Source organism: Shewanella denitrificans OS217 (assembly GCF_000013765.1).
In the GTDB taxonomy this organism is placed as follows: domain Bacteria; phylum Pseudomonadota; class Gammaproteobacteria; order Enterobacterales; family Shewanellaceae; genus Shewanella; species Shewanella denitrificans.
The window spans coordinates 2,383,468-2,409,244 of record NC_007954.1; the positions used below are offsets into that span (position 1 = coordinate 2,383,468).

Consider the following 25,777-nt stretch of genomic DNA (forward strand, 5'->3'; position numbering starts at 1 on the left):
TTATAAACAAAAAAAGCCACAATAGAGTGGCTTTTTATAGAAGATTTTTAAGACGATGTTTTCGCGGTTACCTCTTAAAAATCATTATTTCAAGGTTGTTTAACCCTTAGCGTGTTCTTTAGCTAGGTATAACCAGGTATCGATCACTGTATCTGGGTTTAATGATACTGTGTCTATGCCCTGCTCCACTAGCCATGCAGCGAAGTCGGCGTGATCCGATGGACCTTGGCCACAGATCCCCACATAGGCACCTTTGGCTTTTGCCGCTTTGATGGCCATGGCCAACAAGGCTTTAACTGCATCGTTACGTTCATCAAATAAATGACTGATGATGCCTGAATCCCTGTCTAAGCCTAAAGTGAGCTGAGTCAAATCGTTCGAGCCGATAGAGAATCCATCGAAATGCTCAAGGAACTGATCCGCAAGCAAGGCATTAGATGGCAATTCACACATCATGATGACCCGAAGACCATCTTTACCGCGCTCTAAGCCTTCAGCCTTAAGCAAGTCGATGACCTGAGCCGCTTCGCTTACCGTACGTACGAAGGGGATCATGATCTCAACGTTAGTTAAGCCCATCTTGTTACGTACGCGCTTGATGGCTTCACATTCTAATGCGAAACAATCACGGAATGATTCAGAAATGTAGCGGCTAGCACCACGGAAGCCCAGCATAGGGTTCTCTTCTTCTGGCTCATAGCGATCGCCGCCGACCAAGTTTGCGTATTCGTTTGACTTAAAGTCAGACATGCGCACTATGACTTTCTTCGGGTAGAAAGCAGAAGCGATAGTGGCAATACCTTCAACCAGACGGGCAATGTAGTACTCAACCGGTGAGTCATAACCTGCGATCATCTCGTTGATTTCAGTTTGTAGCGCCGCATCTTGCTGATTAAACTCGAGCAAGGCTTTAGGGTGAATACCTATCATGCGGTTGATGATGAACTCTAAACGGGCAAGGCCTACGCCTTCGTTTGGCAGACGAGCAAAATCAAAGGCTCTGTCTGGGTTACCCACGTTCATCATTATTTTCATCGGTAAATCGGGCAATGAATCGACGCGATTGGTGATGATTTCAAAATCTTGCTTACCTGAGTAGATAAATCCTGTGTCGCCTTCGGCACATGACACAGTCACAATATCACCCGTCTTGATGCGGTCAGTGACATCGCCACAACCGACAACCGCTGGCACGCCTAATTCACGAGCGATAATCGCAGCATGGCAAGTACGGCCGCCGCGGTTAGTCACAATCGCGCTAGCGCGCTTCATGATAGGTTCCCAGTCGGGATCTGTCATGTCGGTTACCAGTACATCGCCTGGCTCAATTTGATCCATATCTGCGATTGAAGACAAGACTTTAGCCACGCCAGTACCGATTTTATGACCGATAGCGCGACCTTCGCACATCACAGTGCCCTTGGTCTTGAGGTGATAACGCTCGATAAGTTGCACATCTTCACGGCTACGCACGGTTTCAGGACGCGCCTGAACGATATAAAGCTTGCCATCATTACCGTCTTTTGCCCATTCGATGTCCATTGGACGACCATAATGTTGCTCGATAACCATAGCTTGCTTAGCCAGCTCCATGACTTCAGCATCGTTGATTGAGAACTGACGGCGCTGCTCGCTTGCCACGTCTTCAATCTTAACTTGCTTACCATGAGCGGCATCATCTGAGTAAACCATCTGAATAAGCTTGCTGCCGATATTACGACGCACTACTGCGTCATGGCCTTGGCTTAGAATGGGCTTGTGAACATAAAATTCATCAGGGTTAACCGCGCCCTGCACCACCATTTCACCTAGACCAAATGATGAAGTGATAAACACCACATCATTGTTGCCAGATTCGGTGTCCATGGTGAACATCACCCCGGATGAGGCTTTGTCTGAACGCACCATGCGCTGTACACCGGCCGATAATGCTACGCCGTGGTGCTCGTAGCCTTGGTGTACACGATAAGAAATCGCGCGGTCATTAAATAAGGAAGCATAAACGTGTTTAATGGCCACCAACACAGAGTCGAAGCCTTTTACGTTTAGGAAGGTTTCTTGTTGGCCTGCAAATGAGGCGTCTGGCATGTCTTCTGCTGTGGCTGATGAGCGCACGGCGAAAGAGGCTTCTGTGGTTTCGCTGGCCAATTTCTCGTAAGCTTGGCGAATCGCGGTTTCTAACTCGGGCTGAAACGGGGTGTCGATAACCCACTGTCTGATCTGTGCACCCACTTTAGCAAGTGCTTTGACATCGTCTACATCCAAATTGTTGAGTACGTCATAGATTTTCTGGTTAACACCGCTTTGTTCAAGGAATTCATTGAACGCATGAGATGTGGTCGCAAATCCGCCAGGTACTTGAACACCAGCATTTGCCAGGTTACTGATCATCTCTCCAAGGGACGCGTTCTTACCGCCCACCTTGTCTACGTCACCCATGCCTAATTCTTGATACCAGAGTATGTATTGCTGCACAGTTCTCTCTCCGCAAGTTTATTTCAGTGGCCCCTTCACACCAGGGCAGCGGCATTTTACACTCCCACACAAGAAGCGTAAATCTATAATTTCATTTGTAATTTTATTACTACAAGAGGTCATAATGGCACCAAGAGTATTCTACATATCTGATGGCACAGCCATCACAGCTGAAGTGTTTGGACACGCGGTCCTATCGCAATTTCCAATAGAGTTTGAAGCACTTACCATTCCTTTTGTGGAAACATTAGTCAAAGCTGAAAAAGTAAAGCTGCAAATAAATGATTGTTTTATTACAACAGGTGAGCGACCACTTGTGTTCCATTCCATCGTCAATCCGGACATTCGAAATGTGATTTATTCCAGTGAAGGCATGGATTATGATTTTTTGAACACCTTTGTGGCGCCCCTTGAGCAACATTTAGGCATTCAAGCCTGCCCTGTGCTGCACCGTACTCATGGTAAAGGCAATCACAGCTATGAAGCCCGCATCGACGCGATAAATTTCTCTATGGAAAACGATGACGGTCAAACCATGAAGCACATGGATAAAGCCGACATTATTCTGTTAGGTGTATCCCGCTGTGGTAAGACGCCTTCCAGCCTGTACTTATCTATGCAGTTTGGCATTAAGGCCGCCAACTACCCCTTCACCGAAGATGACATGGACAACCTTAAGTTGCCTGACGCCTTAAAACGCAATAAAAACAAACTGTTTGGCTTAACCATAGATCCCAATCGTCTCCATGAAATCCGTCAATCTCGGATGGAAAACAGCCGCTACTCCTCACTAAGGCAGTGCCGTTTAGAAGTCAAAGAAGTGGAGATGATGTACAAGCGTGAGCGCATTCCTTTTGTGGATACCACCAACCATTCGGTGGAAGAAATTGCCACTAAAATCTTAGATGTGACAGGTTTAGCACGGCATATGTTCTAACTCATGAACAATCTAGGTTTACTTTTGGGCCTGATGCAAGATGACAATAAGATCATTCTTTTAGGCCAAGTCAATGTTAATGAGGATATTTCAATGACCACAATCGGTTTTTTGCCGTGTGCATTGTGGCCGAATTGGTTATAATCCCGAGCAATATTAAATCAAGAAGCATCCATGCTAGCGCGGTATATTGAATGACAATTAAAACAGACGAACTTCGTACATCCTTATTATGTAAAGTGATTTCACCAGCACAGCTCGCTTCTGAATACCCTCTCACTCAAGATGCTGCCGATTATTTGGTGCAACAGCGCCGTGAAGTTGAAGCCATTATCGCAGGTGAAGATCAGCGTTTATTGGTGATCATAGGCCCTTGCTCCATTCACGACACTAAAGCCGCACTTGAATATGCCGAGCGTTTAGCCGCATTGCACCACGAGCTTAAAGATGATTTGTGTATTTTAATGCGAGTGTATTTTGAAAAGCCGCGCACCATAGTGGGTTGGAAAGGACTCATTTCAGATCCCGATCTCGATGGTAGCTTCAGCCCCAATAAAGGCCTACGTATGGCCCGTGAATTATTGCAGCAAATTACCGAATTAAAACTGCCCATCGCCACCGAGTTCTTAGATATGGTGAACGGTCAGTATATTGCCGACTTAATTACTTGGGGGGCTATCGGTGCCCGCACCACAGAAAGCCAAATTCACCGTGAAATGGCCTCGGCATTATCATGTCCTGTGGGCTTTAAAAATGGCACAGACGGCAACATCAGTATTGCCGTCGATGCAGTGCGCGCCGCCGCCGCACCCCATATCTTCTACTCGCCAGATAAAGATGGCGCCATGGCCGTGTATCGCACTCACGGTAACCCTTATGGCCACATCATACTTCGTGGCGGTAAGACCCCAAATTACAGCGCCGAAGATATAGAAGTCGCCCGCGCCAAACTGGAACACGTGGGTGTAACCCAGCGCATGGTGGTGGATTTCAGTCACGGTAACAGTGAAAAGAAGCACAAAAATCAGCTCAATGTGGCCGACAGCATCATGGCGCAGTTACGCGCTGGCAGCACAGCCATCGCAGGCATCATGGCAGAGAGTTTTATGATTGAAGGCAATCAAAAGGTGATCACAGGTGAACCCCTAGTTTACGGTCAAAGCATCACAGATGCTTGCCTGCACTGGAGCGACTCTGAAAAACTACTGCGTGATTTAGCCCAAGCCGCTAAAGATCGTAAGGCGCTGCTATATAATGCGTAATTTAAGCCAATATTAATCAAGTTGTATTTAATTGAAAGCTCATGAAATATAGCTACGAATGGACATTGAAGATACAGCTTAGCTTAAGCACTTAATGCCAACGTCGCACTGATTTGACGCTGTATTGCCAGTTGGTCGATGAAGTGCATCTGATTAAAGTCGGGCAACTTAGGGATGGCATTATCTTGTCGCAAGCGAGTTAAGGGGTCGCAATTACTCAGTGCAAGCGCCATATCATCTGAGGTATGGCCGCGAATGACTAAGGCTTCTGGAGTGAGCGCTTGAGCTAACTGAAATCCTCGCAGCCCTTGTTGATAATAAACCTGTGCATTATCGGTTAGCGGCTCAGTGGTCGAAAGATCGGCAATTAGCGCTTGAGGCTTTGGAATTTCAAATTGTTTGGTTAACTTTTCTGCTTGGGATAAATCACTGTCTATTTGAAATTGCGCCTGATCTCTGGCGTCTGCCGATAGCATAGCCAAAATCAAGCCAAATTCTCCCCGTCTGTGGTGCTCAATCGCTTGATTCAAGCGATTGCCACATTGTGACTCATTGACTAAGGGAAACTCAATTTGCATAAAAAAACGCCACCAAAACAACTCGTTGGTTGATTAACTACCGGGATTGATACTTAATCGACCAGTTGAAGCATTACTTGAGTTTTATTTCAGTTTTACGCTTTACATGCTTAATGTTTCTGACTACTATTGCCGCCGCAATTGAGGAGGGGTTCCCGAGTGGCCAAAGGGATCAGACTGTAAATCTGACGGCTCAGCCTTCGAAGGTTCGAATCCTTCTCCCTCCACCATTTGCGTCTAGTGTGTTATCAAATTACTCCTGAGTAATAACGGATAACCGGCTAGAAAGTACGGCATAGTCCAAGTAAAAAAGATATTGTTGGAGGGGTTCCCGAGTGGCCAAAGGGATCAGACTGTAAATCTGACGGCTCAGCCTTCGAAGGTTCGAATCCTTCTCCCTCCACCATCTTTTTTAACTCAGTTTTTGTCATGCTAAAGTTTTAGGTTCCATCGTTAGTAAGCCACTAACGTGCTTTATCAGTGGAGGGGTTCCCGAGTGGCCAAAGGGATCAGACTGTAAATCTGACGGCTCAGCCTTCGAAGGTTCGAATCCTTCTCCCTCCACCACTTTTTCTATCCGCACTATCCGCACTATCTACTCTATGTAGTTCACCTCTTTCACTTTATCTCTCTCGCTTGCTCTCTCATAATAAAAAATTAATCATCCGCTTAACCTTTCAGCTCAAATACTGTGCATAGCATCCCCCAAGCACTTTTCCGGCAGCATTGTTATAAAACACCCGTCATCCTGCATATCGACTCACTCAATGACCATTTTGTTTGCTTATTTAGCTAAGCACTGTCGATGGGGCTATTTATTGTTATGCTTTTTTATTATGATTTATATCATTTTGTGTTTATAGGGTTTTACCATGTCACAGTCTTGGGTCAATCGCGCCATCGGGCTTATTGAAGCGGATTTTCAGCGCAGCGCCGATACACACCTCATCAAACTCGACCTGCCGCAGCTTGAAGGGGTCGATATTTACCTCAAAGATGAAAGCACCCATCCCACTGGCAGTTTAAAGCACCGCCTAGCTCGCTCGTTGTTTCTTTACTCCCTGTGTAATGGCTGGATAAAACAAGACACCCCCATTATCGAGTCCTCCTCAGGCAGTACCGCCATTTCTGAGGCGTACTTTGCCCGCCTACTAGGCTTGCCTTTTATTGCCGTGATGCCAAAGAGCACGGCTAAGAAAAAAATCCAACAAATAGAGTTCTACGGTGGTAAGTGCCATTACGTCGACAAAGGCAGTGAGATCTACGCCGAATCAGAGCGTTTAGCCGAAGAGCTTAGTGGTCATTATATGGATCAATTTACTTATGCGGAGCGGGCAACGGACTGGCGCGGCAACAATAATATCGCCGATTCCATTTTTAGTCAGATGCAAAAAGAGCCTCACCCTGTGCCTCAGTGGATAGTCATGAGTCCAGGCACTGGCGGCACGTCAGCGACCATAGGTCGATATTTACGCTATCAGCAAATGACGACTCAGCTGTGTGTGGTGGACCCAGAAAATTCGGTGTTTTATGATTATTATCACACGGGTGATGCAAGCCTCACGGATTGCAGCGGCAGCAAAATAGAGGGCATAGGCCGGCCGCGAGTCGAGCCATCATTTATTGCCGGCGTGGTGGATGAGATGAAACGCATCCCAGATGCGGCCTCCATTGCTACCATACACTGGCTAGAGCAGCTTATTGGCCGCAAGACTGGGGCATCCACAGGCACCAACTTGTATGGCGCCCTGCTACTGGCCACTCAGATGCGTGAACGGGGTGAGTCAGGCTCTATCGTGACCTTAATCTGCGACTCAGGTGAGCGTTATTTGGATACCTATTATGATAATGCTTGGATTGAAGCACACATTGGTGACATCAGTGTGTACCAGAATAAGCTCGCCGCCTTCGACTTGTGTGGCCTTATTGAGTAATGACTTATTGTTAATTGTTAATTGTTAATTGACGAACTTGTCATACTGCTAATGCCATTAAAACAATAAATAGCGCGCCAAAAGGCGCGCTATTTATCTCAAGCAGCTTAGATCTAACAGCAAGCGCAATGGATTAATCGATGTTAAGGTACTTGTGAGTCTGGATGGACAAGCGCCAATTGCGAGCGATACAGGTTTTCATCGCAAGCTCGGTGGCCCTCACCTTCTGGCTGATTGGCTGCAGACAAATGGTTTTACCGCTAAGGTCAATATCCGCTAACAACTCATCGAGCTCGTCTATGTGATTTTGGGTGGCGATGGGATGCTTAATCTCATTAGCGCGGATCAGGGCTTGTTCAAGCACCTTGTAGCCGCCTTTCATATTGATTTTAGGTGACACTGTCACCCACACATCTTGATGACATTTCACCTCGAACGTACCGCTGGTCTCAATTTGAACACTATAACCTGCCGCAATAAAGTCATGGGTGATGTCGGTGAGATCATAAAGACAAGGCTCACCACCCGTTAGCACGATATGTTTAGCGGTGAATCCTTTAGCCTTAAACGCGGTAATGAGACTCGCACCATCATGGTTGGCCCAGCGGCCTATGGTGCCATCTACTGTAATGACCTGCTCAGGAGTCACCTTGTTGTCGGCCAGCACATCCCATGTCTGCTTAGTATCGCACCAAGCACAACCCACAGGGCAGCCTTGCAGGCGCACGAATAAGGCAGGCACGCCAGTAAAACAGCCTTCGCCTTGAATGGTTTCGAATACTTCGTTGACTGGATAGTTCATTTTTGGCCTTTAATCTTTGCGGGTCGGCATTTATAGTGGATTTTGCTCTCTGCTGCAAGTTTTGCGTAAAGGCCTATGCTTAAGATAAACTAGTCAGCTAAGACAAGCCTACCAGCTTCATGGACGTCGCTCAGTGTCCGCCTGTCATATTTTCCCTTTTTATTTGGTACTCCTATGTCTAAAGCAGTCGTCGTTTTCAGTGGTGGTCAAGACTCCACCACATGCCTTATTCAGGCGCTCACACAATTTGATGAAGTCCATGCGATTACCTTCGATTATGGCCAACGTCATAATGAAGAAATTGAAGTGGCCAAGGCCTTAGCAAGTCAATTACGCATCGCCAGTCATAAAGTCATGGATGTGAGCCTACTTAACGAGCTGGCTATCTCGGCCTTAACCCGCGATGACATTCCCGTCTCCCATGAGCTGATGGAAAATGGCTTACCCAATACCTTCGTCCCTGGGCGCAATATCTTGTTTCTCACCTTAGCGGGCATTTATGCCTACCAGTTGGGGGCTAACAGTGTGATCACTGGGGTATGTGAAACCGATTTTTCAGGTTACCCAGATTGCCGCGATCAATTCGTACGCGCAATGGAAACCGCCCTGTGTTTAGGCATGGACAAACAAATCAACTTGCTCACGCCGCTCATGTGGCTCAATAAAGCCGAGACCTGGGCGCTGGCAGATAAATACCACAGCCTAACGTTAGTCAAAGAACTGACATTAACCTGTTACAACGGCATCATAGGCCAAGGCTGCGGCGACTGCCCTGCCTGTCATTTAAGACAAAAAGGCTTGGATGATTACCTTAACCATAAGCCAAGTGTTATGGCCTCACTAGAGCAAAAGACTCATGGCAAGTCAGCATAAATCTCACCAAAACAATCCTTTGCAGTGGCAACCCCTGTATTTATTTGCCACTATTGTCACGGTTATTTCGTCGGCATTTTGGGCATTAGAATGGTTTTCAGCCCAAGGCGCATCCATTGCCGATAGCTTCAGTTACTTACGCCTGAATATCACTCAAGGCCAAGTGTGGCGCCTCGTGACTGGAAACTTACTCCATACCAATTTATGGCATTTATTAATGAATCTTGCAGGGCTGTGGGTGATCCTCTTCCTGCATGAGATGCACTATAAAAAAAAACCGATACTTATCTATGGATTATTTTTAAGCCTTTGTCTGTTCGAAGGCCTAGGTCTGTATTTCTATTACCCTGAACTACTCAGCTACGTAGGCCTCAGCGGTGTACTCCATGGCTTATTCAGTTTCGGTGCCATTATGGACATCACTAAGGGCTATCGTTCGGGATATCTGCTATTTCTAGGTGTGCTAGCTAAGGTGTATTACGAACAAAGCTATGGCGCAAATAGCAGCGTGGTTGAGTTAATTGGCGCCAGAGTGGCGACCGAGTCTCACCTTATTGGGGTGATAAGCGGGATCATTTGTGGCATTGGCTGGCTTAGCTACCTTTATGTTCGTCAACGTATCAAACATAAATTCAGCTAGTTCGAAATACAATTCCAAAAAAGGGCACAAGCGTTAAGCTTGTGCCCTTTTTTATCTATTCTCGCCTTTATTAAACGCTTTCCTTAATAACACTCACTCGAGGGCATTATCTCACAGTGAATAAGCAGATTAATCATCCTCCGGCTGGTTCAAGTCGATTTCAGCATTATCATCACTGGCCGCCTTTTTCTCTGCCGCTTCTTGCTCTTGCAACAAACGCAGTTCGGCGGCGGCCAAAGCTTTAGCTAAGGCTTGCTTTTTACGCCAGATAACAAAGCCTATGATGCCAAATAACAGCAAGCCCACATTGACCGTGATAATCCAAAATATGGCGTCATCTTTGGCCTTCAGCTCGGCCACTTTCGCTGCGGCGGCAGCCACGGCGGCAAGCTCTTCCTCAGTGGGTGGTGGCTGGGGTGGTTCAATAAAGTTAAAGAACATCTCAGGAATTTCTAATACAATTTCTCGGCCAGTGAGAGTACTACTCACCACACTGCCTTTGACTCGGTAACTGCCAAACACTGTGGCAGCAGGCAGTGGATATAAGGTATTAGCTTGGGTCACATCTGCAATAGTGATAGGGATTTGTAGACCTGCTGGGCCAACTAATTCAAACTCAAAATGGGTTTCATTAAGCTTTAATACCGTGTCATCCACAATAAGCTCTAGGTTCCATATGCCGCTTAAGGGATCCTCAGAAGACAGCATGGTGACCGTGATAGGTTGCTTTGATAAATATATGGGATAATTAATCTCGCGCTCGAACACGGCATTTCGGGCGATAACTTGATAATCATAGTTTCCCCAAGGATGGTTAAGGTTAATCATGCTAGTGAAAATCGCATTGTCAGGTGATTCATCTAAACCTTCACCATCATCTTTATAGCCACCGGCGATAATACTGCCTGATGCAAAATTCTCATCTCCTGGCAGATGCTTACTCACTAAGCGGACTGTCCATTCCAACATATAATCGAGCCCGGGCAGACGCAGCAGTTTGTCATCGCCGAGCATCTTAGCAGTTACTTTCAAACGCTCACCTTGAAATAACGGCTGAGGGATCGGTTCGACTTCAATAGTAAGCTTAGAGATTTTTTGAATACTCGAGCCTTCAACCACATTACCGAGTAATTGCCAAGGACCTGGCATAGGCTTTTTTATCTGGATCATGTCCCCTGTGATGCCATCGACCCATTTCACCTCTTCGGGATGACGACTGGCATACCATTTACTGCCATCGGGCCGCACTATGATCACAGGGGCGGAGCCGTACCTTCGCTGCACGACTAATATGACTTCATCCACCATATGATCGATGCGAAAGCGATTTTTAAGTTCACTGGCACTGGTATAAGGCACAGGCTCTGCAGCTTGGCCGTAAGCAGTAAACAATATTGCCCCTAAGAAAAAGACAATTAACACACTGCGGTAATAGCTAAACGATGGACTCATAGGGGTGTGATTATCCTCTCCAGAGGCATTTTCCTGATTTCTGCACCAGATCAAGGCGAGACTCGTGTAATACTAGTTCATCGGCTGATGCCGCAATCACTTTAAGATTAAATCCAGAAGGATCAAGTCGTTGGATCCCGCCCGCTTCTTGTCCTGCTTGCTCGTTGGATAAATTGAACTTGATTTGTCCCCCTGTCATCAACAAGTAAACATCGGCCAAAATTTCGGCATCGAGTAAAGCACCATGATAAGTGCGTCGAGAGTTATCTATGCCATAGCGTTTACACAAGGCATCTAGGTTATTCTTTTGTCCAGGATGTAAACGTTTCGCAATGGCCAAACTGTCGAGAATATCGGTGATGTCTTTGGTTTTTGGCCCTCTTGGCTGCAACATGGAAAATTCATGATCCATAAAGCTCACATCGAAGCTGGCATTATGAGCGACGATTTCAGCCCCTTGAATAAAGTCGATAAACTCTTGTGCAATTTGATGAAATCTAGGTTCATTGGCGACGCGTTCATCGGTAATACCGTGAACGGCGATGGCTTCTGGATCTATGCTTTGGCCGGGATTGATGTATTGATGGTAAGTGCGTCCAGTCAAACGGCGATTAATCACTTCTACACAGCCAATTTCGATGATCCTATGGCCGATGTAAATCGCGCCACCGGCTTGGTTCATACCTGTGGTTTCGGTATCGAGAATGATTTGGCGGCTTGCGCTGGAAATAATGGTCATAGTCTTTATCAACTTAATCTAAAAATCGTTATACTGCGCCGGATTAAATTCGCAATAGGCAGTCATGATGACAACACATAAACAAGTCAATATCTACACCGACGGCTCATGTCTTGGTAATCCAGGTCCTGGAGGCTATGGTATTGTAATGCAATATAAACAGCATTCAAAAGAAATTGCCGATGGCTTTGCCTTAACCACAAATAACCGGATGGAATTACTGGCACCTATCATAGCCCTCGAAGCTTTGATGGAGCCTTGTATTGTCACCTTGACCAGCGACAGTCAATACATGCGTCAAGGGATCACCCAGTGGATCCACGGCTGGAAGAAAAAAGGCTGGATGACCTCAAATAAACAAGCGGTTAAAAACGTTGATTTATGGAAACGCTTAGACAGTGTCAGCCAAAGGCACAATATAGACTGGCGCTGGGTCAAAGGCCACACTGGCCATAAACAAAACGAGCGCTGCGATAAATTAGCAAGAGATGCGGCTGAGGCTAAACCCAAACAAATCGACACCGGTTATCAAGAGAGCTTATGATCCCTTAATCGCCCTGCGCTAGGCGCCGGTGACCAACTTGTTTGTAGGGGGCGTTTTTTGTCTCGAATCGGCGTCAAGGGGGCATCTAATTTGCGGGCGACAATAAAATAGACACTGCCAGTACCGGGTAACCATTTGTGTAAGCTTTGCTCTAGATACTGACCAAAAGCAAAGGTCTTGATTAAGGGATGGTATAAGCTGCGGCTATCTTCCAACACCTGATAGCCTAACAGGCCGAGCCAATCTTTAACCCGAGAAGGCATAAAAAATTGCCCACACCAAGGCAGTTTCTCTTGATACCCAGACAACACCTTCCCCATAAACAAAGGACTAATGGGATTAAACCCCACAATTACCACGTAGCCGCCACAGATCAGCACCCTATCCACCTCCCTTAGCAAGCGGTAAGGATTGGTTTCAAATTCCATTAAGAAACTCATCAACACTGTATCTATGGTGGTATTTTGCAGCGGCAGATGGTGGGGATCGGCAATGATATCGGCGCCTGTGTCTTCAAACACAGAAAACTGCCGTGAAATACTGCATGCTTGGCTATCAAGGCCAGCACTTAAGGCGCCCAATTTTAGCAAGTGATAACCAAATAATTTAGGCCACCAAGCCGCTAAGTGGCTTTGAGCCGCCAGCTTAATCTGCTCGCCATAGGGAAATTCTTGCCATTGCCTGGGTTTAGTCACCAACCGCATTCATTCTCCTTGGTAGCTAGGTCATTAATAAGGCTAATTTTGGCTTTTAGTTCACAATCCGTTACTCTGACAGCTTAACAGGATCCGAGTAGAAAAAGACATGCTTACCATCACAGCAATCCCAGCCTTCAATGATAATTATTTCTGGATAGTCCGCCAAGCGGACTCGAACTTTGCTTATGTGGTCGATCCCGGTGTGGCTCAGCCCGTTATTGATTATATCTTAGCCCATGACCTGATATTAGCCGGGGTATTGATTACCCATAAACACGCCGATCATGTGGGCGGCATTCAGGGACTACAAGACTTTTATCAAAATAGCTTACCTGTCTATGGCCCCAAAGCTGAAGGCATAGCCGGGATCACCCACGAAATAATTGATGAGCGAACCTTGTGCCTGCCCCATCTTGAAGCAAATGTCGAAATAATACCTGTGCCAGGTCACACCTTAGGTCACCATGCTTATCTAATAGAAGACGCCATTTTTTGTGGCGACACTTTATTTAGCGTAGGCTGCGGGCGAATATTTGAGGGCAGCGCCGCGCAAATGCTGGCCTCATTAACCAAGCTCGCCAGTTTGCCAGCCCATTGCAAGATTTATTGCGCCCATGAGTACACTCAGTCAAATATTAATTTTGCACTGACTGTCACGCCAAATAACCCTAATTTGCTTCAATACGCCTCCTGGGTCGCTAAGGCCCGCGCCGACAATATCCCTAGTTTGCCAAGCTTTCTCAGTACTGAACTGGCTGTTAATCCCTTCCTTCGCTGCCATACCTATGAAGTGAAAACGGCCGTCGCAAGCCAGTTTAATACTGAAATAAACGATGAATTACAAACATTTACTCTATTAAGAAAATGGAAAGACAACTTTTAACCTAGGCAAATCTCATTGATGAAACGAGTTTAATAAGACAAGTGGTCTGTTTTGATTTACAATGCCAAATTCGTGTCCAAAAAACGACCAACATTTAGTCAATATTTGACTCTGATAAGGAAGAGCATCTTCAATGAGATCAACAAGTTACTTAATTGCTGGCGGCTTAGCCTTCCTCGCAGGGTGCCAAACCTTGCCCCAGAAGCAGACTCAAACTCAAGCTGCTTCAGTAGAGGAAACCATTGAATACAAGCGTAAACCCACAGGCAATCAGAGCCTAGAACGTATTCAAGAAGATGTGGTTCAAACCCAGAATTTATGGAGCAAACTTGCACAAGAGATGCAACTGCCCATAGCAGATAACGCCTTAATCGAAGAATACCGTCAGTGGTATATCAAGCACCCTAAGCATTTAAGGATTATTTCAAAGCGCGCTGCGCCTTTTTTACAATACATAATTGCCGAGCTCGAAAAAAATAATCTACCGTTAGAATTAGCGCTATTACCTATCGTTGAGAGTGCATATAACCCCAAAGCCGTGTCACCGGGTAAAGCCGCCGGATTATGGCAACTAACCTTGCCAACGGCGGGTAATTTGGGCATCAAGATGAACTGGTGGTATGACGGTCGTCAAGATGTTGCGGCCTCAACCGCTGCTGCTATCAAGTTATTAACTTACCTGCATAAAAAAATGGATAACAACTGGTTATATGCAGTTGCCGCCTATAACACAGGTGAAGGCCGAGTGCTTTCAGCCATTAAACACAATCAAGCCCGAGACAAATCCAGTGATTTTTGGTCACTGTCATTGCCTAAAACGACGCGTCATTATGTGCCGCAATTATTGGCATTAGCCGATGTAATTAAAAATGCTGACAAATATGGCATTAAGTTAACCCCAATTAACGATATTCCTAGATTGACCTTAGTGAATATTGAATCACAGATGGATTTATCCTTAGCCGCCGAGATGGCGCAAATTTCTGTGGAAGAATTAAAAGCCATTAACCCTGGTTTGAACCGCTGGGCGACCTCACCTGTAGGTCCACACCAGTTATTTGTCCCTGCAGAAAAGGCCAAAGTCTTTAACCAAGCACTGGCCAAAGTGGACAATGAATCTAAATTGAACTGGGTACGTTATAAGATTAAATCCGGTGATAGCATAAGTAAAATTGCCGATCAGTTTGAGACCAGTGCCAAACTTATCCGCTCCAGTAACGGGCTTAATGGCAATAATATTGTTGCCGGCCGCTATTTGATTATTCCTGTAGCAGGTAAAGATCCCGATCTTGCTAGCCTATCGAACGATCAAGTTATCGCCAGACGTCCTCAGGTTAAAACCAGTAACGCTAAACTCGTGCACACCATTAAATCTGGCGATTCTTTATGGGAAATAGCCAAAAAATATGGCGTAAGCATTCCTCAGATCTCTAAATGGAATAACCTTACTATGAGCTCGCGTCTGCAAATTGGTCGAGATCTTACTATTTGGCTCAATGAAACCAGCGCAGCCCAAGCATCACGTATCGTCAACTACAAGGTTCGTTCAGGTGACTCCTTGGCGCGTATTGCGGCCAAATATAAAGTCTCAGTCGCTGAATTAGTAGAATGGAACAGCCTACAGAAAAACAAGTACCTGCAACCGGGTCAAATATTGAAGCTTGTTATCGACAATCAAGCGACCTCATAAGGCTCAGACTCTGTAAGACAATGGATCCAGTCGACGGAATTAAAAGACCTCAATAAAAAACGGCAAGCCATAAGGCTTGCCGTTTTTTTTGAGTTCCCAATCGCGGTTCAGCGGTGGGCGCTTTTTATGCTTCCCAGTTGTAAATTAATCTAACTCAATAGTGTAGTAGACATCATTAACTAACTTAAGTGGGTTATCGTCCATGGCTTTGGCTTTCAGTATTGCTTTGAGGCGATACCCTGGCCCTTGTATCATGGCCAGCGCATGGGGGGGCAACTGAAAATCAACCGTTATGGCCTCTCCACTTGCCAAAGTGACATCACGCAATGCCTGTGTGAACATCATCTCATCGCTCCAGCCCCAAAGACGGGTTCCATCTGGGGACAATAGCCACAGATCAGCCGTCATGCCTGAGTTAAATTGCAGTCCCACCCCATGAGATTGCGGATTCACTAACTTAAAACTGAGGCGTTGAGCTGAGGGTTTTTCCGATGATTTAGCGGCCACTCGTACATCACCCAATAAACTGGCGTTAAGCACAGTCGGCTTAAGCTCTGTATTATCAATATTCATTGGCATCACTTCTTCGGTCATCAGGTTACCCGAAGCCGTCAACTCACTGGCGGCACCTTGTTGGGCTGTTGCTTGTTGTGCATTGTCCAATATTCCATCTTTGCTATCCATTTCATGTTCACAGCCACTGGCATTAACCAATAGCCCAAGTAGTGCAGTGAGTCTTAGGGCGTTCCATACTGACATTAAAGATCTCCTAAACGTTTTAATAAGCCATCTTTCAGCTTGTCTTTAACTTTCTCTTTCACTTTTTCAGTTTCTTGCTTAAGTTTCGCATCCAATAAACCACTGGTATCCAAACCATATTCAGGCTCCTGTACTGTGCCATATATTTTAAGTGGAATATCTAAGCCTTTTAATGGATTTGCTTGCTCTTCTTGTCCTGCCAAAGAGCCGACAACACGGGTCGTGAGTTTATAATCTATGGCTTGGCTGATTATATCTAGGCTACCGGCGCCAGCGATGCGCAGCAGTGGCGCAGAAATCGCCAGATCGGGATTGGTTACACTCGCCTCTTTAATGTTAAAGCTACCCGTTAAGCGACTAAAGTCAGTTTTAAGCTCCTGAGTGTCTACCGCCGATAATTCACCACTGAGCTTTGCCTGAGCAGTACGCAGCATTTGCGGGATATTGACGCCATAAAGCGCGCCGTCAGCCACCTCAAACGCCCCGTCTGCCACAAGGTTTTGTTTCAACTTAGTCGGGATCAGGCTTTGCCCCGTACCAGCCATTGAAAAATTCGCCGTGCCTGATAACACTTCAAGCTCTGCGGCATCCATGAGCAAAGGCCTTATTTGCACGTCCTTAAGTGATTGCTCGAACTGATAACGGGCAATCGTTTGATTAGCATCCAGAGATGCAGTTAAGTTCATCTTGCCTTGATACAGATCTAGGCTAAATTCCTTAATGGTCAGCTTGCCATTCTTCACCTTCATGGCTATTTGCCAGTTTTCAGTTTTAAGCTTGGCAGCTTTTATCGCGGCAATTTTTACCTTAAGGTTAACATCCAGCGTCTTTAATGCGCTTAAGTCAGGCTCTAAGGCAGCGACAGTCGTTGATGACTCATGGATGTCAGTGGCGGGATCCCCTTCTTCAGCAGGCAAATAGGGGTCAAGATCCATTTCATCAAGAACGAGTGACAGATTAATCTTAGGGATAGGGTTGGCATAGTTAACGCCAATATCGGCGCTGCCGCTGAAATCTTGTGCCGACAGTTTATCCAAGGTTAATTGCAGGGCCTGTCGATTAATATCGAGGCTAAGCGCCCCTATCATTGCCGTATTAATGGTCTCAGGTAAGGCATCGCCACTCATTGTGGTCTTAATGTCTAATCCATCTATGCTCAGCTTGCTAAGATCTGAACTCACAGTCAGTAATCCTTTACCTTGACTGCTAACATTGATATTGGCCGCCATTTCAAATTCGTATTGAAGCTGTGATGCTTGACCTAAACTGAATTTACCTAAGGTGAACTCTTTTAAATTTAATGTGGTTAGGCTGTCCTGTGCAAGATTGATGATATTCACCTTAGCATTTGTCACACGGACGCCGCCAATACTGAGTTCATCCATAGTAAATTGGCCGCTACCTTTTGACAGACTTTCTTGTGTCACCTCTGGGGCACGGTTAGGCGCATTCTCTGCCACTAGGCCATCTAGACTCGAGCGGCCATCTTGGGTGGTGACTAAGTTAATCTCGACGCCATCTAACAGCAGTTGCTCGATTTGCACCTTGTTTGAGAATAATGGTTTGAGTGCCACGCTGGCAACGACCCCCTTCACCTTGATCATCTCATCCGTTTTGAAGCCTTGTGGGTTCGACAAGATGATCCCACCTAAGTCGATGCCAAGCTTGGGGAAAAAACTCCAGCTCAAATCTTGCTTTATTTGTAATTCACGGCCGGTTTGTTTCTTTACCAGCTCTATCAATTCAGGTTTAAAGGCATTTACATCAAATAATAGGGTGATATAAAGCACTAATGAAACACACAGAGTCAGAGCAATGGCTAACAGCCATTTAATCAATTTCATGGGCTACCTCTCTAGGTTAAGCTGAACATGTTATATTCTTGTAAAATCATAAGGTAAAATTCAGGACAGCACGGACTCACTAATGGCGATGCCATTTAAGTCAGCATACAGCATCATTCCAGGTTTTATCGACACTTGGCCGATTTCTAGGGTCACATTGAGTTCGCCTAAGTCGCGCTTTTGGGTCTTAATTGGAGTCACACCTAGGGCTTTAACCCCTATTGGCATTTTGGCAATGGCGCCAGCATCGCGGATACAACCATAAATGACGATCCCCTCCCAGCCATTATCCAAGGCACTTTTCGCAATCATGTCACCAAGCAAGGCTTTGGCAAATGAGCCTTGCCCATGTACAACCAACACCTTACCCACACCTGGCAGGGCTAATTGCGCCTTAACCTTAGAGTTATCCTCAAAACAACTGACGGTCACCACTTCACCAGCAAAAATAGTCCTGCCGCCATAGTTGCACCATGTTTCATTAACTAATTGTAATTTATCAGCATATGAATCAAACAAATCGGGCAATAAATCATCAACCTCAGGGCCGAATATCATTGAGTTTATTGAAGAAGGTGTGGAAACTTGCGCCATGAACGACTCCCTAGGTATAAAAATATTCAACTGCTGCCTGCAGTTAAGCTGATTAACAGTAACGACTTTTATTGCCAATAAAAAGTACTATGTCAGATTTGAGTGGAATTTCAGCATAAAAGTCATTATAAAACTTCGATATAGCCTAAGGTGTTAGGTGACTTGTCTCAAGTAACTGTCTATAATTCGGCTTTCATACCTTAACAGAAACAACATCATGCCTAACGAGATTAATTTACAACAAATGATTAGTGCATTGGATGAAATGGATTTTGAAAATCGCACCAATAACAGTTTAGAACATGCCCGTACCCAAGCGCAGATGACAGGATATTTATCGAGTTTGGATTACAGCTTAAAGCGATTGCAACTTTTGCAAAGCGCCGTGAATGATTTGGTCGAGAAAAAACAATCTGACCGGGTGAAACAAGAAAAGCTCCAAACCTACAAGACCAAGATTTTCAATCTTGCAAAGCAATATGGTCTTTCCTATTCTGAAGTGTTATCCATTATGGCGACATTGAGAAGTTAATAACATCCGGCTCAAATTCTATAATTCCAAAAATGCCTTAATTTCAGTCGATGGAGCGATTTCGTTAAGGCTGTAGGCGTTTATTTGAATAAGCTCAAAATACCCAATAAAAATGATCACCTAAGTGATCATTTTTATTGGTGTTTCTATTAGTACTGCTATTGCTACCTTTATTGCTATTGGTTAAGCCAACAATTGCACTAACTCAAGCCAGACTCATGGTGCTTACATATTTGAACCCTTAGCACCATAAAATAGGATGAAGGCGTAACATATGACCGGCAAAATAAACGCCGGCTGTAATCCCATACTGTCGGCCATGATGCCCTGCAATAGCGGTACTATTGCACCGCCTACTATGGCTAAACACAAGACACCACTGCCCTGAGAGCTGTGGGGGCCTAAATCTCTAAGGGCTAAGCTAAAGATAGTGGGGAACATAATCGAATTAAACAGTCCCACAGCCAAGATAGCCCACATGGCAATGGCGCCGCTGCTGTTCATAGCCAGCAAGATTAAGGCTGCGGCCATTAAGGCATTGAACGCCAACACCTTCCCAGCGGCGATTTTTTGCATCACTGCCGAGCCAATAAAGCGTCCTACCATGGCGCCGCCCCAGTAATAGGTGATGTATTTCGCCGCTTGTGCTTCTTCAAGGCCGGCAATATGACTCTCTCCTAAAAAGTTCACCAAGAAGCTACCAATGGAAACCTCGGCGCCCACGTAGACAAAAATACCCACAGCGCCTAAGACTAAATGAGTCGATTGCAGCGCACTGGTTTTGCCATTGTGCTCAACAAGGTGATTTTCATCTTTGACTTGATGCTCAGCAATAACCGGCAGATTTAACTTTGAAAAAATCACCGCCAATACCGCCAGCATAGCCGCCAATATAAGGTAAGGGAGTTTTACCACTTCGGCTTCAGCCTGTGCACTAACGGCATCGCCTATGGCACCAGACGCCACAGATAAAATGAGCACAGCGCCAAAAAAAGGTGCCACAGTAGTACCTAAGGCATTGAAGGCTTGAGTCAAATTCAATCGGCTGGATGCCGTTTCTTGACTGCCCAGTGCATTCACATAGGGGTTTGCCGCCACTTGCAATATAGTGATGCCGCTTGCGAGCACAAACAACGCGCCTAAGAACAGACCATAGGTGGCCAGCGCCGCCGCGGGATAAAACAGCAAACAACCTAGGCTTGCGATAAGTAAACCTGTGACTATGCCTTTTTGATAACCTAAGCGATTCACCAGTTTGCCCGCGGGTAAGGACACCAGGAAATAAGCGCCGAAGAAGCAAAACTGAATAAGCATGGCTTCTGTGTAACTTAAAGAAAATACCGCTTTAAGGTGGGGGATTAAAATGTCATTCAAGCAGGTGATAAAACCCCACATGAAAAACAGTGATGTCAAAGAGACCAAAGCAAAACGGTAATTGCCCTCCCCTTGTGCCTGTGTGTGGCCTGAAGCCATTGATATACCCATATTAGCTATCCTTATTGTTATTGTTTATTTTGTCTTGTTTATTTTCTATTGGTTATGCTGATGAAATTGTTAGTTATTAGCCAGATTTCGCACTCATATCGAGTGCTCAGATTTAATACTCAGTTTTAGCACTCGACTTGAGCATAAAATACATCGAAACCTTCAAAAGTTAGCTCTCGCCCCGTCTCATCCTGTTTCGCCATGCTAAGGCCATGCTCAGATTGGGATTTAACTCCCTTAACGCCAGCAAGTTGTGGGTTAACCAGCATCAATTCCGCCAAAGATATTGACTGCGGCTCAGGGCTTAAATTAAACATGACTAGCAAGGTCTGCTGCTGATGCTGGCGCACAAATGCAAGCATAGGCGCTTTGATGTCCAAAAATGCAATACTGCCATCAAGGAGTGCCACTTGTTGCTTGCGCCACTGCATAAATTGACGATAACTGTGCAGCGCTGAGTCTGAGTCAGCTTCTTGTTTTTCAACCGCCAAGGGCAGATGAGCCTCAGCCACAGGAAGCCAAGGTGTTGCCTTGCTAAAGCCTGAATGTGTTGCGCTGTCAGTCTTAGTGTCTGTCCAAGGCATAGGGGTGCGGCAACCATCACGGCCCTTGAACATGGGCCAAAATGCTAATCCAAAAGGATCTTGCAGTTGCTCGAAGGGGATATCTGCTTCGGTTAATCCCAGCTCCTCACCTTGGTAGCTGCAAATACTGCCTCTAAGGGAGCCCAACATGGCATTGAGCATTTTAACTTGCCCAAGCTTAGCTTCGCCCTGACTCCAGCGGCTTGCCACCCGTTCAACGTCATGATTGCCTATGGCCCAACAAGGCCATCCGTCACCTATGCTGACTTCCAGTTCTTCGACGGTTTGACGGATGTACCCGGCGCTGTAATCTTTGGTCAACAATTCAAAACTGTATGCCATGTGCAAGCGCTTGTCACCGCGAGTGTATTCAGCCATGGTGGCTAATGAATCTTCCGATGACACTTCACCTAAGGTGACTGTGCCTGGATATCTGTCTATCAAGGCACGCAGCTGCTCGATAAAGCTTAAGGTTTGCGGCCGAGTATTGTTGTAATAGTGATATTGATAAGCATAGGGGTTGTCTTCACTGAAGCCGCGGCCTTGTCGTTTATCTTTGGGCTTAGCAGGATTATCCCGCAATTGCTCATCGTGATAACAGAAGGTAATGGCATCTAGCCTGAAACCATCGACGCCTTTTTTAAGCCAAAACTCTACATTACTCAATACCGCTTCCCGCGCGGCCTCACAATGAAAGTTCAGATCGGGTTGGCTCTTTAAGAAGTTATGCAAATAGTATTGTTGCCGTCTTGGCTCCCACTCCCAGGCGCAGCCTCCAAAAATTGCCAGCCAATTATTAGGGGCTGTGCCATCTTCTTTAGGATCAGCCCACACGTACCAGTCGGCTTTATCGTTAGTCCGGTTTTGACGGCTCTGTTCGAACCAGGCATGTTCATCAGAAGTATGACTGAGCACCTGATCTATAATTATTTTAAGGCCTAATCCATGGGCAGTTTCAATTAAGCTATCGAAATCCTCCATGGTGCCAAATAGTGGGTCTATGGCGCGATAATCACTGATGTCATAACCAAAATCTTTCATTGGCGACTTGAAAAAAGGTGAGATCCATATGGCATCTACATTAAGGCTTGCAATATAATCCAGCTTTTGAATTATGCCTTGAAGATCGCCAATGCCATCGTCGTTAGCGTCCATGAGGCTACGTGGGTATACCTGATAAATTACTCCGCCACGCCACCAGCTTAACTGCCCCATCTTATCCCCTCGTTTAAATGCTTCCATGGTGTGCTTTGGTTAACAGCTTTGTTGCTCAGCATTAACAAACTACACCTAAAATGATGAAATGAGCATACGTGTGAAGTCTTATTCGGTTCAATAGCACTGCATACGTATGCAAAACATTCATGACAATCCATCAGGTTACAAAAAAGTTAATTCAAGTTTACTTTCAATCAGATAAGCTAAAAACACCTCCCTTTTAACCCATCAAAACTCAGGGGTTTTCCCGCATTCAAGCCTTTGCACAAGCATTGAATACGTATGCATACGATTGTCTAGAAAAGAACCCTAGGAGTAGTATCATCACCGCTGCGCAACAATTTGTTCATAACTTCGGCACTTATTGGTCTCAATAGGAAGCAGAAACACAATATAGACGCAGCCTAAGAATAAATAGAAGGCAGAGCTTGATTTGGTCGTCAGGTATACTGCCTTCACATAAAGGGGAAAGATCAATGTTGCTATTTAAACCAAGCCTGCTGACCTTAGCGTTAGTTGCAGCCGGTGCAAGCATGCACGGCTATGCTGCTGAAGAGACAAAAACAACGGCTAGTGCCGATGAAAATATCGAAGTCATTAGTGTCACAGGTATACGTCGTAGCCTACAAGAATCACAATCATTAAAAATGTCATCTTCCTCAATAGTCGAAGCGATTTCAGCTGAAGACATAGGTAAACTGCCAGACGTCAGTATCGCCGAATCCCTAGCACGTTTGCCTGGTGTGTCAGCGCAACGCCTTGATGGCCGTGCTAACGTTATCTCTATTCGTGGCCTAGGGCCAGACTTCACCACAGCAACGTTAAACGGTCGTGAGCAAGCTTCAGTCAATGACAATCGCGGCGTTGAATTTGATCAATACCCTTCAGAATTACTCAATCGTGTGGTTGTCTATAAGACACCCGATGCCTCTGTAATGGCACAAGCCATTGGCGGCACAGTTGATATGCAAACTATCAGCCCACTGACTCACGGTCAACAAGCCATAGCAGTGTCTTTACGGGGTGAAATGAATGATTTAGGCTCACTGAACTCAGGTTCAAGTGATAAAGGCTACCGCGGCAGTATCTCCTATATCGATCAGTTTGCTGACGACACTATAGGTATCGCCCTAGGTTATGCCCGCATGATGTCACCTAACCAAGAAGAAAGATGGCAAGCTTGGGGTTACCCAAACTTAGATTATGTGGACACCAATCCAAAAGTACTTGGCGGTGCTAAACCATTTGTACGTTCAAGTGAACTTGAGCGTGATGGCGTGTTAGCCGTATTTGAATATGCACCCAACGATGCATTCCGCTCAGTTGTTGATGTGTACTACACTAAATTTTCTGACGACCAACGCCTACGCGGTATCGAAATCCCGGCTCAATGGGGCACTAATGGCGGCGTCACAGCAACGACTACGACTGACGGTCTTGTGACTGCTGGCACCATCAAGGGCGCCGAGGTGGTTGTACGTAATGACGTTAACAAACGTGATGCCGACTCACTGTCGATTGGTTGGAACAACAAGTACCACATCAATGATAACTGGAGTGTCACTGCCGATCTGGCCTTGTCGAAAGCAGATAGAACTGACATAGGCATGGAAAGTTACACTGGCACAGGTCGTGGTACAGGTATTGGTGCTGTCGATAACCTAGGTTTTGCCAGTAATGGTGACGGTGGTTACATCTTCACTCCTAATTTAAATTATGCCGATCCAAACCTGATTAAATTGGGCGATCCGCTGGGTTGGGGCAGTCCATTAGGCGCCAATACCCAAGATGGTTTTATCAACAAGCCACAAGTTGAAGATGAACTCACCTCACTACGCTTAAGCGCCGAATACCTATTCGATGAGGGTGCAGTCAAGAGCGTTGAATTTGGTGTTAATCGCACTGATCGTGATAAAACCAAGCTAGACAAAGGCTACTATTTAACCCTCAAAGGGTATGATGGCTCTGCCAATTATTTAGAATCAGTGCCTTCTCAGTACCTATTATCCCCTACCTCACTGGCCTTTTTCGGCATGGGTGATGTGTTAAGTTATGACTCCTTAGCCTTCTATAACGATGGCAATTACACTGAGACAGACGTAGCAAACGTGGACTTGTCCCGTGCCACTAACTCTTGGGCTGTATATGAAGAAGTGACTACGGCCTATGTGAAAGCCAACCTTGAATCTGAAATGTTTGGTTTGCCTGTAACAGGTAATGTGGGCCTGCAAGCTGTGATGACAGATCAAAACTCTGACGGTACAGTCGCCACTGTAGAAAACGGGAAAGTGATTATTACCCCCCGTAATGCGGGTGACAGCTACACAGAATGGCTACCTAGCATGAACCTAGGTTTTGAAGTCGCCGATAAGCAAGTGGTACGTCTTGCCGCAGCACGTACCTTAACCCGTGCACGCATGGACAAGATGAATTCCAATGTGAATTTCAGCTATAACGCCAACCCAAATGACGGCGTTAACTGGACTGGCGGTGCCGGTAACCCTGAGCTTCGTCCATGGCTTGCTCGCCAATACGACATCAGCTATGAAAACTATTTTAGCGATCAAGGTTATTTCTCAGTGGCCGTGTTCTACAAAGATCTAGAAAACTTTGTTTTTGATCAGCAAGCACTGTTTAACTTTGGCGCTATTTTCCCAAATCAACCGGGTAACCCCATAGGGACTGTTACTCAGCCTTTGAATGGTCAAGGTGGTTATGTTCAAGGTGTTGAAGCCTCATTGTCCTTAGACTTTGGTCAATTTGCCGATGTGCTCAGTGGTTTTGGTACCATCTTAAGTGGTTCTTATAACGACAGTGAAGTGAAAGAAACGCCAGATAGTGACCCAACGGCACTACCTGGCTTATCAGAGAAGACCTTCAACGCCACGGTTTATTATGAGAATGAAGGTTTTGAGGCACGCATTAGCTCTCGCTACCGTTCAGACTTCTTAGGTGAAGTCACAAAAATCAGCTTGCAACGTGAAAACGTCAACATCAAGGCTGAAACTGTGGTCGATGCGCAAATCGGTTATGACTTCTCTAAAAGCGGTATCGATGCTCTCTATGGCTTATCGGTTCAGTTCCAAGTGAATAACTTAACTAATGAACCGTTTATCTCCTATACGGGTGACGATCAACGCTTCGTACGCGATTACCAAAACTACGGCCGTAACTTTATGTTAGGTGCCAACTATAAGTTCTAATTAATCGTAGAAGACACAGCCTCTGTAAGCAGTTACAGAGGCTTTTTTATA

General features: G+C 45.7%; 21 protein-coding genes and 3 tRNA genes. 13 read left to right on the plus strand and 11 right to left on the minus strand.

The genetic code is table 11. The annotated features are described in order from the left end of the window. Positions 1-99: 99 nt before the first annotated feature. Positions 100-2,475: a phosphoenolpyruvate synthase gene (gene ppsA, locus SDEN_RS10470; protein ID WP_011496448.1), complete on the minus strand. Its 2,376-nt coding sequence runs from the start codon at positions 2,473-2,475 to the stop codon at positions 100-102. Positions 2,476-2,599: 124 nt separating this feature from the next. On the opposite strand from ppsA, the gene SDEN_RS10475 reads away from it, so the two are divergent. Next, entirely contained in the window at positions 2,600-3,412 is an 813-nt protein-coding gene (locus SDEN_RS10475) for a posphoenolpyruvate synthetase regulatory kinase/phosphorylase PpsR (protein WP_011496449.1), read from the plus strand. A gap of 194 nt (positions 3,413-3,606) precedes the next feature. After that, a complete protein-coding gene (locus SDEN_RS10480) occupies positions 3,607-4,674 on the plus strand; it encodes a 3-deoxy-7-phosphoheptulonate synthase (RefSeq protein ID WP_011496450.1) in 1,068 nt (355 codons plus the stop codon). An 83-nt stretch (positions 4,675-4,757) separates the two neighbouring features. Here the strand turns inward: SDEN_RS10480 and SDEN_RS10485 are convergent, their stop codons facing one another. Continuing rightward, positions 4,758-5,252, minus strand: coding sequence for a VC2046/SO_2500 family protein (locus SDEN_RS10485; protein ID WP_011496451.1), 495 nt, complete (start codon positions 5,250-5,252; stop codon positions 4,758-4,760). A 145-nt stretch (positions 5,253-5,397) separates the two neighbouring features. Between SDEN_RS10485 and SDEN_RS10490 the strand changes: the two genes are divergently transcribed. The 4 genes from SDEN_RS10490 to SDEN_RS10505 all read left to right on the plus strand — a co-directional run bounded on the left by SDEN_RS10490 (position 5,398) and on the right by SDEN_RS10505 (position 7,186). After that, positions 5,398-5,482 (plus strand) — tRNA-Tyr (locus SDEN_RS10490). A 91-nt stretch (positions 5,483-5,573) separates the two neighbouring features. Beyond that, positions 5,574-5,658 (plus strand) — tRNA-Tyr (locus SDEN_RS10495). A gap of 76 nt (positions 5,659-5,734) precedes the next feature. Beyond that, positions 5,735-5,819 (plus strand) — tRNA-Tyr (locus SDEN_RS10500). Positions 5,820-6,124: 305 nt separating this feature from the next. Next, entirely contained in the window at positions 6,125-7,186 is a 1,062-nt protein-coding gene (locus tag SDEN_RS10505) for a PLP-dependent cysteine synthase family protein (protein WP_011496452.1), read from the plus strand. A gap of 133 nt (positions 7,187-7,319) precedes the next feature. On the opposite strand, the gene queE is transcribed toward SDEN_RS10505, so the two are convergent. Continuing rightward, on the minus strand, positions 7,320-7,988 hold the full coding sequence (queE, locus tag SDEN_RS10510) for a 7-carboxy-7-deazaguanine synthase QueE (RefSeq protein ID WP_011496453.1): 669 nt from the start codon (positions 7,986-7,988) through the stop codon (positions 7,320-7,322). A gap of 174 nt (positions 7,989-8,162) precedes the next feature. Between queE and queC the strand changes: the two genes are divergently transcribed. Then, positions 8,163-8,861 carry a 7-cyano-7-deazaguanine synthase QueC gene (queC, locus tag SDEN_RS10515; protein WP_011496454.1) on the plus strand — a complete coding sequence of 233 codons (699 nt, stop codon included), beginning with the start codon at positions 8,163-8,165 and terminating at the stop codon, positions 8,859-8,861. Further along, positions 8,845-9,501: a rhombosortase gene (gene rrtA, locus SDEN_RS10520; protein ID WP_011496455.1), complete on the plus strand. Its 657-nt coding sequence runs from the start codon at positions 8,845-8,847 to the stop codon at positions 9,499-9,501. The genes queC and rrtA overlap by 17 nt, the downstream gene beginning before the upstream one ends. A gap of 129 nt (positions 9,502-9,630) precedes the next feature. On the opposite strand, the gene SDEN_RS10525 is transcribed toward rrtA, so the two are convergent. Further along, complete coding sequence (locus tag SDEN_RS10525) at positions 9,631-10,953, minus strand: TIGR03503 family protein (protein ID WP_011496456.1); 1,323 nt, start codon at positions 10,951-10,953, stop codon at positions 9,631-9,633. Between the two features lie 10 nt (positions 10,954-10,963). After that, positions 10,964-11,692, minus strand: a complete 729-nt coding sequence (dnaQ, locus tag SDEN_RS10530; protein ID WP_011496457.1) for a DNA polymerase III subunit epsilon — start codon at positions 11,690-11,692, stop codon at positions 10,964-10,966. A 64-nt stretch (positions 11,693-11,756) separates the two neighbouring features. Here dnaQ and rnhA point away from each other — a divergent pair, with 64 nt between their 5' ends. Continuing rightward, positions 11,757-12,236 (plus strand): ribonuclease HI, encoded by a 480-nt coding sequence (gene rnhA, locus SDEN_RS10535; RefSeq protein ID WP_011496458.1) that lies wholly within the window; start codon positions 11,757-11,759, stop codon positions 12,234-12,236. Here the strand turns inward: rnhA and SDEN_RS10540 are convergent. Then, positions 12,221-12,940, minus strand: a complete 720-nt coding sequence (locus SDEN_RS10540; RefSeq protein WP_011496459.1) for a class I SAM-dependent methyltransferase — start codon at positions 12,938-12,940, stop codon at positions 12,221-12,223. The genes rnhA and SDEN_RS10540 overlap by 16 nt on opposite strands. 100 nt (positions 12,941-13,040) lie before the next feature. On the opposite strand from SDEN_RS10540, the gene gloB reads away from it, so the two are divergent. Next, on the plus strand, positions 13,041-13,817 hold the full coding sequence (gene gloB, locus SDEN_RS10545) for a hydroxyacylglutathione hydrolase (RefSeq protein WP_011496460.1): 777 nt from the start codon (positions 13,041-13,043) through the stop codon (positions 13,815-13,817). Between the two features lie 133 nt (positions 13,818-13,950). Further along, entirely contained in the window at positions 13,951-15,507 is a 1,557-nt protein-coding gene (locus SDEN_RS10550) for a lytic transglycosylase (RefSeq protein ID WP_011496461.1), read from the plus strand. 144 nt (positions 15,508-15,651) lie between these two features. Here the strand turns inward: SDEN_RS10550 and SDEN_RS19820 are convergent, their stop codons facing one another. Genes SDEN_RS19820 through SDEN_RS10565 form a run of 3 tightly spaced genes read right to left on the minus strand, consistent with a single transcriptional unit; the run spans position 15,652 to position 18,704 of the window. Further along, positions 15,652-16,266 carry a BsuPI-related putative proteinase inhibitor gene (locus SDEN_RS19820; RefSeq protein ID WP_011496462.1) on the minus strand — a complete coding sequence of 205 codons (615 nt, stop codon included), beginning with the start codon at positions 16,264-16,266 and terminating at the stop codon, positions 15,652-15,654. Continuing rightward, positions 16,266-18,110 carry an AsmA family protein gene (locus tag SDEN_RS10560; protein WP_011496463.1) on the minus strand — a complete coding sequence of 615 codons (1,845 nt, stop codon included), beginning with the start codon at positions 18,108-18,110 and terminating at the stop codon, positions 16,266-16,268. The genes SDEN_RS19820 and SDEN_RS10560 overlap by 1 nt, the downstream gene beginning before the upstream one ends. A 60-nt stretch (positions 18,111-18,170) precedes the next feature. Next, the gene (locus tag SDEN_RS10565; RefSeq protein WP_011496464.1) at positions 18,171-18,704 is read right to left on the minus strand and encodes a putative 4-hydroxy-4-methyl-2-oxoglutarate aldolase; all 534 of its coding nucleotides are present in this window, start codon (positions 18,702-18,704) and stop codon (positions 18,171-18,173) included. A 217-nt stretch (positions 18,705-18,921) separates the two neighbouring features. Here SDEN_RS10565 and SDEN_RS10570 point away from each other — a divergent pair, with 217 nt between their 5' ends. Next, positions 18,922-19,236, plus strand: a complete 315-nt coding sequence (locus SDEN_RS10570) for a hypothetical protein (RefSeq protein WP_011496465.1) — start codon at positions 18,922-18,924, stop codon at positions 19,234-19,236. Positions 19,237-19,461: 225 nt separating this feature from the next. Here the strand turns inward: SDEN_RS10570 and SDEN_RS10575 are convergent, their stop codons facing one another. Next, positions 19,462-20,721: a sugar MFS transporter gene (locus SDEN_RS10575; RefSeq protein ID WP_041405767.1), complete on the minus strand. Its 1,260-nt coding sequence runs from the start codon at positions 20,719-20,721 to the stop codon at positions 19,462-19,464. A 125-nt stretch (positions 20,722-20,846) separates the two neighbouring features. Then, positions 20,847-22,520: an alpha-glucosidase family protein gene (locus SDEN_RS10580; protein ID WP_011496467.1), complete on the minus strand. Its 1,674-nt coding sequence runs from the start codon at positions 22,518-22,520 to the stop codon at positions 20,847-20,849. A gap of 479 nt (positions 22,521-22,999) precedes the next feature. Here SDEN_RS10580 and SDEN_RS10585 point away from each other — a divergent pair, with 479 nt between their 5' ends. Further along, positions 23,000-25,726: a TonB-dependent receptor gene (locus tag SDEN_RS10585; RefSeq protein ID WP_011496468.1), complete on the plus strand. Its 2,727-nt coding sequence runs from the start codon at positions 23,000-23,002 to the stop codon at positions 25,724-25,726. Positions 25,727-25,777: the final 51 nt, after the last annotated feature.

Coding starts and splice junctions, on each gene's coding strand:
- dnaQ (WP_011496457.1), bottom strand. CDS start 11,692: ATGACCATTATTTCCAGCGCAAGCCGCCAAATCATTCTCGATACCGAA.
- queC (WP_011496454.1), top strand. CDS start 8,163: ATGTCTAAAGCAGTCGTCGTTTTCAGTGGTGGTCAAGACTCCACCACA.
- SDEN_RS10550 (WP_011496461.1), top strand. CDS start 13,951: ATGAGATCAACAAGTTACTTAATTGCTGGCGGCTTAGCCTTCCTCGCA.
- SDEN_RS10565 (WP_011496464.1), bottom strand. CDS start 18,704: ATGGCGCAAGTTTCCACACCTTCTTCAATAAACTCAATGATATTCGGC.
- SDEN_RS10560 (WP_011496463.1), bottom strand. CDS start 18,110: ATGAAATTGATTAAATGGCTGTTAGCCATTGCTCTGACTCTGTGTGTT.
- rnhA (WP_011496458.1), top strand. CDS start 11,757: ATGATGACAACACATAAACAAGTCAATATCTACACCGACGGCTCATGT.
- SDEN_RS10505 (WP_011496452.1), top strand. CDS start 6,125: ATGTCACAGTCTTGGGTCAATCGCGCCATCGGGCTTATTGAAGCGGAT.
- SDEN_RS10525 (WP_011496456.1), bottom strand. CDS start 10,953: ATGAGTCCATCGTTTAGCTATTACCGCAGTGTGTTAATTGTCTTTTTC.
- rrtA (WP_011496455.1), top strand. CDS start 8,845: ATGGCAAGTCAGCATAAATCTCACCAAAACAATCCTTTGCAGTGGCAA.
- SDEN_RS10575 (WP_041405767.1), bottom strand. CDS start 20,721: ATGGGTATATCAATGGCTTCAGGCCACACACAGGCACAAGGGGAGGGC.
- SDEN_RS10585 (WP_011496468.1), top strand. CDS start 23,000: ATGTTGCTATTTAAACCAAGCCTGCTGACCTTAGCGTTAGTTGCAGCC.
- SDEN_RS10485 (WP_011496451.1), bottom strand. CDS start 5,252: ATGCAAATTGAGTTTCCCTTAGTCAATGAGTCACAATGTGGCAATCGC.
- SDEN_RS10540 (WP_011496459.1), bottom strand. CDS start 12,940: ATGCGGTTGGTGACTAAACCCAGGCAATGGCAAGAATTTCCCTATGGC.
- SDEN_RS19820 (WP_011496462.1), bottom strand. CDS start 16,266: ATGTCAGTATGGAACGCCCTAAGACTCACTGCACTACTTGGGCTATTG.
- SDEN_RS10475 (WP_011496449.1), top strand. CDS start 2,600: ATGGCACCAAGAGTATTCTACATATCTGATGGCACAGCCATCACAGCT.
- SDEN_RS10480 (WP_011496450.1), top strand. CDS start 3,607: ATGACAATTAAAACAGACGAACTTCGTACATCCTTATTATGTAAAGTG.
- queE (WP_011496453.1), bottom strand. CDS start 7,988: ATGAACTATCCAGTCAACGAAGTATTCGAAACCATTCAAGGCGAAGGC.
- SDEN_RS10580 (WP_011496467.1), bottom strand. CDS start 22,520: ATGGGGCAGTTAAGCTGGTGGCGTGGCGGAGTAATTTATCAGGTATAC.
- SDEN_RS10570 (WP_011496465.1), top strand. CDS start 18,922: ATGCCTAACGAGATTAATTTACAACAAATGATTAGTGCATTGGATGAA.
- gloB (WP_011496460.1), top strand. CDS start 13,041: ATGCTTACCATCACAGCAATCCCAGCCTTCAATGATAATTATTTCTGG.